Source organism: Candidatus Saccharibacteria bacterium (genome assembly GCA_016700315.1).
Lineage (GTDB): Bacteria > Patescibacteriota > Saccharimonadia > Saccharimonadales > SZUA-47.
The window spans coordinates 690,018-702,783 of record CP065013.1 but is presented as its reverse complement, the minus strand read 5'-3'; the positions used below and the strand labels follow the sequence as shown (position 1 = coordinate 702,783).

The window sequence follows — 12,766 nt, the reverse complement described above, 5'->3', positions numbered from 1 at the left end:
CACGCATTCTGATTGACTTTTTTGATATAATAGTGTAACCTCTAATTGTAGATGGAAGTGCGTGGGTTGATCCTTGTTGATTGTAGGACCCAAAGCGCCATCTATTTTTCATTTTTCGACAACCTCAAACCTGTCCCCTTTTCTAAGCTGGATAACTTGTGTTTTTGCCATGATATCTACCTTAAGGCTTAGCTGCAAATGTTTCAGTAAACGCAATTTTGCACCAGAACCATTAATAATCCCATACTTAATTTTGAAACTATAGGCCACTAAGCCCAAAAGAACGTCTACTAGCTGAATCTCAGAAACGGCATGAGACTCGAATCTCGCTATTCCGAATAAAGCATTACGCCTGTGATCTTTTCGTATCCTTTCCCTAACTGTTTTTTCAAACTTATCGTCTTTTCTGGTCGAAACATCGTCAGCCAGAACAGTTATATACTCGCTCTGATGTGAATTCCCTTTGTCTATCGCATTAGAGATAAGCTCTGCAGCAAACTTATTATATGCTTTTTGATGTGACTTCTTAAGCTCTGTCACAGATAGCGATGCCTTATCTATTACCAAAGAATGAAACCTAGCATTAGTGCAGGCAAAAAATATATCAATCAACTCCACATAAATGGGCAGGTTTTGCTTACTAATATCAGAGAACTTGAATTCCTTATGGAATCTCCTTTTGTTCTTTAGTGTGATTATTGCTCTATGCAGCTCTTTAGTGTTTGGAGTACAAATAAACCCAAGCCCGAAAACCCTATCAATTGGGTTGTGCAATAAACCTGTTTCGTCAAGAAATCCAAATAAATGTAATCTTGGCTTTGGCCCCATATTATCCATGGCTAAATTGTAGCATCAAATCTTACAATTATTGTAGTAATACGAAGTTTTTCTAGTTTTTTAATAATATTGCAACGCAAATCTCGTTATGATTTACAATTAACACCCGAACTCTTTTAATACCTGAAGAACCCACATCTAGGCTCTTTGTTATGCAAATGGCTCGCTAAATTTTAGAGCTGTTTGTTTGATGGCGAAGTTCAAGCTACTACTAACTGCAATTGGTGATAAAGTCCATTCTCACTTCTAGGCTATTAGGATTGAGCTAGTTCGGATTTTATGACTGCGAACCGCCAAGCGCCATGGTTAAACGAGCCGTCAGGCGAACTTTAGGCGGGAGGGCCGAAGTTCGAACTCGTTTCGGACAAGGCGGAGGGTAAGCCACCCCTGATGAATCAGGATTGAGCTAGGTTGCGTATTTGCCTTACCGAACGCAACGAGCCGTACACCAGGTACGGTGCAGTGAGTACCGTAAGAACAAAAACGCAAGATAGCCAATAATCAGAAAGAACAAGCTACTTGTTCGCTTGTGCTTTCTGGTGCCTGTTTTATCAGAAAGGGCGTTCGCCGCGGGCTATTTTGGACTTGATAACCTTCAGCTGATGCTTTCGGCCCAGCCAAAAAGTTGTAATAACAAAAGGGATCAAAAAGAAAAGTGGCCATATAACAATCTTAGTTTTTGTAGTAGTTGTGTTGGTGCCTCCAGCAGTGCCGTCGTTAGTCTGACTCAAAGGACCGTTAGCCACCCCAACCACCTGTAAAAAGGCGGTCGTGCCATCTTTATCACTGACCTTAATTGTTACATTATAGACACCGGGCGTGTCATAAACGTGCGTCAGATCCATCCCCCCAGGAAAAGACCGACTTATTAGATCGGCTTTTTTACCATCACCCCAGTCTACACTGACAGCGTATGGACCTGCTCCACCACTAATCAGAATCGGCCATGTCAGCGGCGAGCCTGGGTTTGTACCGCGCTTAGCAAAGTTAGTAGTTACAGTAACGCGCGAGCCGGCACCCGGCGGTTTGGTGTCGTTAAAGGTGACGCTAACTGTATTTGAGTCGGGGCCCTGCTGATCTAAATCATCATAAACTCTTGCGACTAACTCGTTTGCACCACTAAAAAGATCGATTTCGATCGAGAAGCTGCCCGTTGTACACTGTTGACTACCAGCAAAGACATTGTTCTTGAAAAGCTTGACCAGCAGATCTTTAGGGCAAATTCCATTGACCTTCACGGGTATCTGCGTAAAAGTCTGGCCGCTGGTCGGCGTACTAATTGTAGCCCCAACTTTTGGCGGGTCGGCGGGTATCGTACCGGTCAAACCAACCGAACCCTGCTCGCTAGCAGCAAAAACAGAAGCAGGAACAAAAACCGCTACCAACAGAGACAATACGACACCTTTAATGCTTATGCTCATTAGTAATTACTTTAGACGAAAACCTCTATAAAAACAACAGTCCCGCGTATCGCGGAACTGTTGCTGTTTGACTCTCGAGCCGTATCTATTTCTTACGCTTTGTTACTGACTGCGAGATATAGCGTCGGTAAAGTAGCCATGCGCTGAAGATTAGCGCGAACAGCACTACAAGCAAAATTGCCACAAACCAGAATGGCAGATACCAGAATGTCTTGGTAGCACTAATGATATCTCCGCCTCTACCGTATGAGATGTTTGACGATATTGTGTAGCGGCCAGGAAGATTAACGCCCTCCACAGAATCCTTGAACAAGCGTTTAGACTCTGGCAAGACCACTCCACGAGGGTTAGAGTTGTTTAGCTCATAAGCTTTTACTAGCTTACCAAACATGTTCTTAACTTCTACACGACCGAATGGCTTAGCAAAGCCGTTACCGAGGTTTTCGATCTCAATACCAACTTCTGTAGGCTTTGCAGTCATGATACTGCGGGAGACATTGCCAGCATAAGCACCGACTTTGTTAACGCGGATTTTCTCAGTAATATTTCCTGGGACTTCAATCAGAACAATCGAACCAACACTTGCTGTCAACGCCACCTGGCCATCACCAGGAGCTGCCTGATCGACAGGAACAGCTTGGAAGCGTATAACCCCATAGTAAGCGCCTGGGGGCGTATCAGCAGGAATATTAACACTCATTTTGACATCTTTTGATTCGCCTTTAGCGAGTGGCACATCGTTTAATCCATTCAAGAACTTCTTGATACTTCCTACGACTTGTTGGTTAGGATCAACAATTAACTTTGGCTCGCCAGACACGTTGTCGCTCTGGAAATCATTGACAAAAGCTTTGGCTGTAACGCCGCCACCAGTTACGTTCTTGATTGATATTGTTAAATCAGCAGAAGTTCCAGCATCCACCACTAGATCGGTCCTAGTTGGCGAAATGCTCAAGCCACTACCTGTTTGTGCTTGTTGTTGTGCTAGTACTATTGCTGGCTGTATGAACAAGCCAAAAGCCATGAACAATGCTGCAATAATTTGTTTTGTTTTTTTCATTCTTTCCCTCACTTTAAAATGATACTTACCACTAGCATAATAGAGAGTTAGAAAAAGCGCAAGCAGCATTATAAAATTCACAACTGTTTCTTGCTATTAGGTTAGAGGTTATAGGTTAGAGTGATTAGGGCAATGGACCAGTAGTTAGTAGTTGGTAGTTGGTAGTTGGTAGTTGGTAGTTAGCAAATATTACCCCGTACCGCGTACCTCTTACTGCGTACTGTTCAAGTAGAGCCAAGAGCTAGGGACCAGGGACTAGGGTCCAGGGTCCAGGGTCTATTTTAGAATTTAGAATTTAACGCTTGCTACTTACTACTAACTACTTGCTACTAACCGCTAACTCCCCCCTCGTTCCTAGTCCGACTTAGGCGGACTTACTACTCAAAAACTAGCAACAGCTGTATATAAAAGAGTTGTCGCATAAACGCCTGGCTTTTGTAAGGCTGAGACGTTAACTAAATAGCTTTGGGTGAAGACATTGAAATCAGTTGTGATGGGCGAACTAACGACCTTATCGCCATCGCCAAAAGCAAAAAGATTAGAAGTGTTATATTTAGGATCAACCACTGCTGTGCCGCTTCCGGATGGGTTATTGCCAACTACTGGCGCGTTGTTTAAGCGCAGATTTAGCCCAAACTGACTAACGCCCTGGCTGCTTGATCCTGGAATAGTCAGCTCTGGAATAGCATTGTTACCTGATGTCATAGTTTGGCCGTTTACAAAAACTTGGTAGCCTGTAAAATCGTTTGTTGCTCCAGCAAACTGCGTAGTTGCCAAAGCCGTTATAGTAGGTGCCAGTACGCCAAAATCTATTAAATTACCTGTGGTAGACGAACAATCAGGTGCCACAGTAACACCTACACAAAAGATCAGAAAAGGCGGGACGTAGGCGCCTATATTAAACGACCCACTGGTCGAAAATGCTACCGCACCTTGATCGATTGCTGGCCCGCTGCCGTCACTACTTGCGTGCATGCTTATGCGTCCGAAGAATGTTTGGTCGGCAAGGGTTGGGTTGATCACATTATTTAAGGTATAGCTGCTATTGATGCTCAGGCTGCCGGCCGGCGCTCTGGAAAGTACGATACGACTGGCTGTACTCGAGGCGTCCTTTACGAATCCGACATTGCCGGTTTGGCTGGCCAAACTAGCTGCTGTCGCATCAAGCCCTGCTGGCGCGGCGCAAGGATCAATAAAAAGCGGACTATTGGCGCAATATTGTAATACGATTGATCCAACTACCGAAACGGTCGGGTTCGTAAAGCTAAAGGTGTGATTAGAAGCCTCTCCCGCAGATGGCGAAGACAACCTTATCGACCTGTTCTGAAAATCAGCAGCGTCGGCGCGCGGGCCAAAATTGACAATTAAAAGAGCGAGCAGGAAACAGATTCCTGCCCGCCCAAATACCACAACCGCATTACTAGACCTATGTCTCATTGCTTATATTGTAGTATTAAATGCATTTTCCTAAAACGTTTATCTTTATCGTGCCCAAAAACAATTGTTAGCTTTTAGTAAGATGCTGTAGCAATATAGGTGCTCGTAACACCATATTGACCGGTTGGGGTTGTTACAGCAGCTTGTGCAGCAAAGCGCAAAGTCATCAACTCATCGTCAACAACTTTTACGCCAGATGCCGTTGAGCTAGCAATAGTATCGGTTGTGGTTGCAGACCAAGCAAATCCGCCTGCGACACCGTCGTATTGAGTATCGCGAGTTAGGTTGGCTGTCGTACCGTTAGAGGTGTCAACAGGGTCAAGCGTCATACCAAAGCCTTCGTCAGTAATCGCAGTTTGGGTAAGCCCCATACTGTTAAAACATTGGTCGGTTTTGCTACCTGTAGCAAAGGTACCGTCGCCAGTACAAGTTGCTCCAGAGACACGGAGCGCACCCATGTGGGTTGAGCCTGTGTCGCCGGTTACTGCTTCAGCAAAGTAGTCTATAGTCACACCATTTACAGCGTTTGTACGCACCATGGCTAGACCATTCTTGTTGTTGCCGCCCTGACTTGTAGCTACTGGCGAAGTGCTCAAAGCACCCGCCTGAACAACTCCCAAATCTACTGTATTACCAGTTATATCTGAACAGTCATTAGCTGCGTTTGCGTCATCAGTACCAACACAGAAGACCAATACTTCCTGAACGCGAGCGTTAACGGTAAGTTGGTTAGCTGTGCTCATGGCTACACCGCCAGCGTCTGTTGCAGCGCCAGGGTTATTTGCACCCGTTGTAGAAGAATCGTATGCCACGGCAGTCGCACTGCTAGTGTAAGTGATGATCCTTCCATAGAAGCTACCTGCAGCAGATGGGTTTGTTACGCCATCGTTACCGCCGGTATTTCCGAGAGTTATTGTGTACGCTGTGCCCGCTGTGAGGCTCGCACTACCCGTGAGTACGATCGTATTTGTATCTGTTGCCGCATCCAAAGTTAGCCCTGTAGCTGTCACTGCTAAGTTCGCCTCGTTACTGTCGAAGCCACTTGAACCACCAGCCGAAGAACAGACTGTTCCCACTAAAGGACTATCGCAAATTTCTACCACAATACCTTGTGCTGTAATTGTAGTCGCAGGCTTGAACGAAACCGTATAAGTCACGTCAGTCGCACCCGCTTCTGAAGTCGATATATTAATCGACCTTTCACTTGGCTGTGCATAAGCTTCTACGCGCATTTTTGCAAATGCCGGCAGAATTGCAGCAGCAACCATCAGGCCCGCAAAAGCGAGCAGTTGCACCCTCTTACTGAGGGCGTTAGTTTTATTCATAAGCGCTCCTTTTAAACGCTACTCCGAGCTACTACTCACTAGCGCACGACCGCTACACTGTAGTAGTTGGAATATTGATTTAATTAATGTTTTTGTTTTAGGTTATGCTCTATCTTTATAGCAAGTTTTAAGCTTAAGCGCAACCCTTTATCCACAGTAATGAGGTAAGTTGGTAGATGGTAGTTGGTAGCAAGCATGAAGTATAAAATCCTAAATCCAAAGCACTAAATTCTAAAATAGACCCTGTTCCCTAGACTTTAGTCCCTAGTCGGTACGTGGTACGAGGTACGCGGTACGGCGTAATACTTGCTACCTACTAACTACTACCTACTAACTACTAGTCCGTAGTCCTACTAATCACTATAACCTCTAACCTCTAACCTAATCTTGTCTCTTCCATAAACCTCTAACCTAATCTTGGCTCTTCCTATAACCTCTAACCTAATCTTGGCTCTTCTATCAACTATCAACTATAAACTATAAACTCGTCCTATACCCCTATTAGCTAAACGCATACACATAAAAAGCTCCGCATTAATTCGCGGAGCTTTTGTTCGAACGTTAAGCTTTTAGAAGCTAGAGGTTGCTACGTAAGTGCTTGTTACGCCGTATTGACCAGTTGGAGTCGTTACAGCTGCCTGAGCAGCAAAGCGCAAGATCAGCATTTCGTCGTCTACAACTTTAACACCTGAAGCTGTGGAGCTGGCTAGACGATCTGGAGTAGTTTGAGCCCATGCCCAACCATTACCAGCACCGTTAGTGCCGTCACCATCATACTCAGTGTCACGCACTAAGTTAGTAGTAGTACCATTTGTTGTATCAACACTGGATGAGGTCATACCGAAACCTTCGTCACTCGTACCAAAGACTGCTTGAGTTGTTCCTGAGCTGTTAAAACATTGGTCAGTTTTGCTACCAGTAGCAATTGTACCGTCGCCAGTACAGGTTGAACCAGATACACGCAGCGCACCCATGTGGGTTGAACCACTATCGCCAGTTACGGCTTCTGCAAAGTAATCCACTACTACACCGTTGACGGCGTTTGTACGTATCATGGCTAGACCATTCTTATTGTTACCACCGCTACTTGTTGCAACAGGGGAAATACTCGGCGTGCCGCTTTGAACTACTCCAAGGTCAACGGTCGTACCAGAAATGTCTGAACAATCGTTAGCTGCGTTAGCGTCATCAGTACCAACACAGAAGACCAAGACTTCCTGAACGCGAGCGTTAACGGTAAGTTGGTTAGCTGTGCTCATGGCTACACCGCCAGCGTCAACAGCCGTACCACCGGTATTGATGGCGTTAGATACGTAACCTGTTGCACCAGCCGCAGTGGCATAAGTTACAATACGAGCATAGAAACTACCATTAGTTGAAGGGTTGGTTTCTCCGTCTGTACCGCCACTAGATCCAAGATCGAAGCTGACTGTTGTTCCAGCTGAAATAGATCCGCCAGAACCATTAGTTAATACTACCTTGTTGGAGCTAGAGCTGCCTGTTACGATCGAAAAGCCTGAAATACCTGATTGGTTAGCAAGAACCAAGGTTGTAGGCGCTTTGGTATCCAAACCTGTCGGAGCAGTACATGATGTATCTACTAGCGGGCTAGTACAATAATCAACAACGATACCTTGCACGGCTCCAGTCGTAGCGACCTTGAAGCTTACTGTGTGCGTAACATCTGTTGCGCTTACTTTAGATGTTGATAGTTTTATTTGCCGCTCAGTCATCTGAACAGCAGCATTGGCGCGGCGTGAAAGCAGTGCCGGTAGCATTGCTGCACAGACAAACATCGCCGCAACGGCCGCAAAAGTATTGCGACGTACGAAGTTTTTCGTACTTGTCATAAGGGGTCTCCTTTTTTTATTTTGTTTTTTAGTTTTTGTAACTAACGGCTGTAGTCTAGCACGAGCGTTTTGGGCATTGCAAGCTAATTTTGATATTTTATAGCACTTATCCACAGGATTGTAGTGAGTCGTGAGGAGTGAGGACGAAATTCGAAACTAGACCCTAGTCCCTAGACGGTACGCAGTACGGGGTACGGGGTAGTATTCGCTAGACCCTAGCTCCTAGTCCCTAGCTCTTGGCTCATGACTCTTGCGTCTTGTCTCTTGCCTCACGGCTCTTCCATAAACCATCAACTATAAACTATAAACTCGTCCCTAGGCCCTAGGAGGTACGGGGTACGCAGTACAGGGTACGGGGTAATATTTGCTAACTACTAACTACTAACTACCAACTACTAACTACCAACTACTAACTACTAGTCCGTAGCTCTAATCACTATAACCTCTAACCTATAACCTCAAACCTAATCTTGGCTCTTAAATAAACTCGTCCCTAATAAAGTGCGGTCGCCACAATATCATGTGACATAGAGTAAAGCCCAGCAGGAGTGGTAGTTTTACTTTTAACAATGTAGCTTATGGTGTAATTGGTCTGGCCGGTAGCTTGATTGCTTGAGGTAGCAGCGCTACGCGCGATAATGTCGCCCTTGTTGTACTTGTATTGATTGACCGTATCGTAGCCAGTTTCTGCCTTCCCATCGGCAAAAGTTCCGTCAGGAACGTTAACCGGGTTTGCCCCCATCGAACCAGGGCTTGTATTGGCAACGAGATTGATACCGAACTCCTCGACTGCATCGCTTGAACTAGGGATACCGAGCGTTGTTTTGGCGGCCAGGATTACCCCAGCTTCGCTAGTTGGCGGCTCGCTCATAGTTGTTACTACATATTGATCTGACAGATAGGTTCTTACAAAAAATGAGCAGTTACACACCCCTCCTTGAGCCGCCCCAAACTTAGTGGTTGTAGGGTCAAGTTCGCCCAGATTAATCGTCACATTTTCGACATTTAACTCTAAGTACTCTTGGTTGGGGGTTATTAGCCCGGCTGTGGCGTCGTAGCTTGCGCTAGAGGCATCGCCTACCCCCAAAACTCCTGCAGCACCCTGCGCTCGGTAACTAGCCGAGCTGGTATCTAACTCACCTCCTGTTCCAAAGGTGGCCTCTTCAACCTTATAACTACCAGATGAATACTGGGCGTAAGCATTAGAAAAACTAGCCATAAGGAGCACGGCAACGAGCATAGCTGATTTTTTTGGCCAAAAACTTTTTATTGTTCGCATAGTATTCTACTCAAATAAATCATACCATAAGCCTTTTTACCTTGTCTGAAAGGTCGGCAAAATGTAGCCGATCTGATTACCGGAAGGGTTAGCCGTCACGTCGTCATAAACCAAAGTATATGTTGCATTCTCGCCATTTGGCCGTTTCATCTCTATAGAGTTGGTCCCATTTCTAACACCGACCAATACCCTATAGTTAGTACCGCCAACGTTGCAATTAATCTTCACGTCCAAAAACTTTAGCAATAGCGGCTCATTTTTGGCCCCAGCAGGAGCAGCTTTTTTGCAATGTTCTGAAACACTATCTATATTGGTAAACCGCCCTTCTGGCAGAACATCTACTGCTACCAGCCGAGTACCGAAGTAGTCTGACGGAGGTGGAATTTCGTTGACATAGACTGCTAGTTGGTGCTCAACCAGCGGGCCATTTTTAGCCTTAAAAACAAACTTATTTTTGGTGCTTGCCTCAGGGATTTCGACCCACTTGTTATCTGCTTGAAATTGGAAAAATTCTGTAGTAAAAAGCCTTACTTGGGCACCTTCATTGGCAGAAACGCTAGTTGTACTTTCGGGTTTTTTGTCTTCAATCGGTTTCTGTTTGAAGCGATCATAGATTAGAAAAGCAAAAAACAAAACTAAACCCATAGCAAATACCATCGCTACCAGCCTCACCTTGCGGGCCTTTAAGCGTTTATGGTAATAACTCCTTTGGTATTCGTATCTGGACATTCTTCTCCGTGACGTTTATGTTTTGTCAGAAGACGTTACGATGTAATTATCTCAACTGAGTTAAAATATGGCAAACTGTTTATGTTTTTGAACGTATATGTCTTATAATAATAGCTAGATTGAAATAGAGAGAAACAAGGGTGGAAGAAAAAAAACCAGAAACACCAGCACAAGCGAGTCCGGTCCCTGACCAGACTGCATCGACGACCTCAGAACCAGCACCAGCTGCCACAGAGCCGTCTACCGAAACTAGCCCCGATGCAACACCGGAAGTTCAGGATGCAACCGGAGGACAGGCCGCGCCCCAAAAAGCTGGCGGCGAGGCGCCAAAGAAGAGTTCCAACGGTAAAATCCGAAATTTTATCAGCAGTTTAAACCTATACCTCGTACTGTTTATTTTTATAGTTATAGTCGCAGCCGTAATTAGTGCTATCGCTTACTTACAAGGCAAAAAGGCCGAGCAAAAGCCAACTACTCAGACGCAGACCCTAACTCCAGAAAAGCTCAAGGAACTATCTAGCAACGAAATCAAAGTTGGCGACCCTAAGTCCCTTTTGACGATCGAATCTAACACCGTTTTTAACGGCACTACCCTTATCCGCGGCGATCTTGACGTCGCTGGCATCATTAAAGTTGGCGGCGCATTGTCTTTGCCCGGCATTAGTGTTTCCGGTAAGTCTACGCTTGATGATGTAACCATGAATCAGCTTGGGCTATCGGGAGATGGCACAATCAACGGTCAGCTGATAGTCCAAAAAGGCCTAACTGTATCTGGATCAGCCAACTTTGCCGGCCCAATAAGTGCGCCCAGTATCAATATCGATAGAATAAACTTAAGCGGCGACCTACAGATTAGCAACCACATAGATGCAGGCGGCAGCACTCCAAGAGTAAACGGCGGAACCGCGCTAGGTAGCGGCGGTACTGTCTCGATAAGCGGCACCGATACCGCTGGAACAGTAGGCGTAAACGTTGGCACCGGCTCCCCAGCCGGTGTGTTAGCCCAAATCACATTTGCCAAAGCTTTTAACGGCATACCGCACGTCATTATTACTCCTGTTGGATCAAGTGCTGCCAATATCGGCTGGTATGTAGTTTCTAGGACTTCGACTGGTTTTTCTATCGCCTGCGTTAATGCGCCAAGCCCTAGTTCGTTCTCATTCGACTTTATCGTAATTGACTAAACATCCAAAAAGACAATTATCTCGTTGGATTTTACGTGCATGACTGCCTGGTTTATTTTGATACGGCTTTCCTTCTTGTCGTTTCGGATCATAATCTCACATGGGCTAAGTAGTGTCATAAAGTTTTTGTGACCTGCCAGAATATCAAAAGGTCCAGTCAAATTTTCAGCACTGACGCTCTCCGCTAGTCCATTAAAATATGTTTTAAATGGTGCATAAATTTTTACATGCATTTTACCAGCTGGTATGTTCTGTTTTGGCAGATCAGTGGCTGTTTTATCGGTCGGCTTACCGCTGGAAACGTCCTTGGCTGGCTTGTCTGTCGTTAGATCACCCATAATTAAACAATTATTTCTTCTATGCTCTGTAGAGTTTGTTCACGGGTGAAATAATCACCCTTAATGCCGTTGTGCTTTTCCATAACATTCATATTTTGAGTAAAGTTAGCGATTAATTTCTTAGCCTTGGCATAATCGGCTCTATCAGCCGCCGAGAGCTCGTTCTCACCAATAATTGCGATAATGCTCTTGAGGGATTCGTATTTTTGTAGCAAGGCCAATACCTGAACGCTTAGTACGTAGTGACGTTCACCGACTACATCGGGAGTTAGTAGACTAGAGCTAGATTTTGCAAGGTCAACAGCTGGTCTTATTCCTTGCTCGGCAACTTTACGGCTAAGCACGATTGTACCGTCTAACTCATGTTGAATCAGCTGCACCGCTGGGTCAGAAAGGTCGTCTGCTGGCACGTAAATAGTCTGCACAGATGTGATAGAGCCATTCTCATTGGAGCTTAGTCTGTCTTGCAATACCTTGATATCAGAAAAAATAGTAGGTTCGTAACCACCTTCGTTTGGAACTTGATCAAGAATTGTTGCAAGCTCGTTTCGTGCCTGGATGAAACGATAGATATTGTCCGCGAAGAACAAAATATCCTTGTGCTCACTGTCACGGAAGTACTCGGCACTAGCAACAGCCGAAACACCAATCAAACTACGCTGAACCGGATTCTCATTCATCTGACCGAAGAACATACAAGTGTTTTTCAGTAGATCATTCTCTCTTAAGGTGTCCCAAAGCTCATGGCCTTCACGAATACGCTCACCAATTCCTGCAAAGTAAGACAGGCCAGAACCGCTGCGGGCAATGTTATTTATAAGCTCCATCGTTAGAACCGTCTTACCAACACCAGCACCGCCGATAATTCCCATTTTGCGGCCTTTCACAAAAGGTGTGAAGAAATCGATAACTTTGATACCGGTCTCCAAAATCTCTGGCTTGGCAACGCTAAAATCAGTTGTCCGTGGCGGGAGCGCCAAGATGTCTTTATACACCAATCCTTCGGCCACAACTGCCGGCTGGCCGTCTAGAGGATCACCAAGTGCGTCAAGAATACGGCCAATAGTTGGCTGCCCGACTGGAATCTCTATCCCCTTGCCAGTAGTCAGAACGGCCATTCCCTTCTGGATTGCACGATCGCTTCGTACATTCAAACAAAAAGCGATGCCACCAGTTTCTAAGTGATCAACTAGAAGTTTGGTCCTCTTCTCATTATCAACGACGATTAGCTCGCCAATAGATGGCGGACTGTCGTCAAACTGAACCTTGACTACTAGATCTTTCATTGACACCACATAACCAGTAC

The 12,766-nt window shown here is 45.3% G+C and carries 11 protein-coding genes; 1 reads left to right on the top strand and 10 read right to left on the bottom strand.

Going from position 1 to position 12,766, the window contains the following annotated elements:
* Positions 1-108: 108 nt before the first annotated feature.
* The 8 genes from IPO96_03655 to IPO96_03620 all read right to left on the bottom strand — a co-directional run bounded on the left by IPO96_03655 (position 109) and on the right by IPO96_03620 (position 9,938).
* On the bottom strand, positions 109-837 hold the full coding sequence (locus IPO96_03655) for a DUF3800 domain-containing protein (GenBank protein QQS64642.1): 729 nt from the start codon (positions 835-837) through the stop codon (positions 109-111).
* 551 nt (positions 838-1,388) lie between these two features.
* Entirely contained in the window at positions 1,389-2,258 is an 870-nt protein-coding gene (locus IPO96_03650; protein QQS64641.1) for a PKD domain-containing protein, read from the bottom strand.
* An 85-nt stretch (positions 2,259-2,343) separates the two neighbouring features.
* Entirely contained in the window at positions 2,344-3,318 is a 975-nt protein-coding gene (locus IPO96_03645; protein ID QQS64640.1) for a hypothetical protein, read from the bottom strand.
* 381 nt (positions 3,319-3,699) lie between these two features.
* Complete coding sequence (locus IPO96_03640) at positions 3,700-4,755, bottom strand: hypothetical protein (GenBank protein ID QQS64639.1); 1,056 nt, start codon at positions 4,753-4,755, stop codon at positions 3,700-3,702.
* Positions 4,756-4,829: 74 nt separating this feature from the next.
* A complete protein-coding gene (locus IPO96_03635; protein QQS64638.1) occupies positions 4,830-6,080 on the bottom strand; it encodes a hypothetical protein in 1,251 nt (416 codons plus the stop codon).
* A 569-nt stretch (positions 6,081-6,649) separates the two neighbouring features.
* On the bottom strand, positions 6,650-7,930 hold the full coding sequence (locus IPO96_03630; protein ID QQS64637.1) for a hypothetical protein: 1,281 nt from the start codon (positions 7,928-7,930) through the stop codon (positions 6,650-6,652).
* 493 nt (positions 7,931-8,423) lie between these two features.
* Entirely contained in the window at positions 8,424-9,209 is a 786-nt protein-coding gene (locus tag IPO96_03625; protein ID QQS64636.1) for a hypothetical protein, read from the bottom strand.
* Positions 9,210-9,245: 36 nt separating this feature from the next.
* Positions 9,246-9,938: a hypothetical protein gene (locus IPO96_03620; GenBank protein QQS64635.1), complete on the bottom strand. Its 693-nt coding sequence runs from the start codon at positions 9,936-9,938 to the stop codon at positions 9,246-9,248.
* A 140-nt stretch (positions 9,939-10,078) separates the two neighbouring features.
* On the opposite strand from IPO96_03620, the gene IPO96_03615 reads away from it, so the two are divergent.
* A complete protein-coding gene (locus tag IPO96_03615; GenBank protein QQS64634.1) occupies positions 10,079-11,122 on the top strand; it encodes a hypothetical protein in 1,044 nt (347 codons plus the stop codon).
* Here IPO96_03615 and IPO96_03610 read toward each other — a convergent pair.
* Positions 11,119-11,460 carry a hypothetical protein gene (locus tag IPO96_03610; protein ID QQS64633.1) on the bottom strand — a complete coding sequence of 114 codons (342 nt, stop codon included), beginning with the start codon at positions 11,458-11,460 and terminating at the stop codon, positions 11,119-11,121. The genes IPO96_03615 and IPO96_03610 overlap by 4 nt on opposite strands.
* Before the next feature lie 2 nt (positions 11,461-11,462).
* Positions 11,463-12,746 carry a F0F1 ATP synthase subunit beta gene (locus IPO96_03605; protein QQS64632.1) on the bottom strand — a complete coding sequence of 428 codons (1,284 nt, stop codon included), beginning with the start codon at positions 12,744-12,746 and terminating at the stop codon, positions 11,463-11,465.
* Positions 12,747-12,766: the final 20 nt, after the last annotated feature.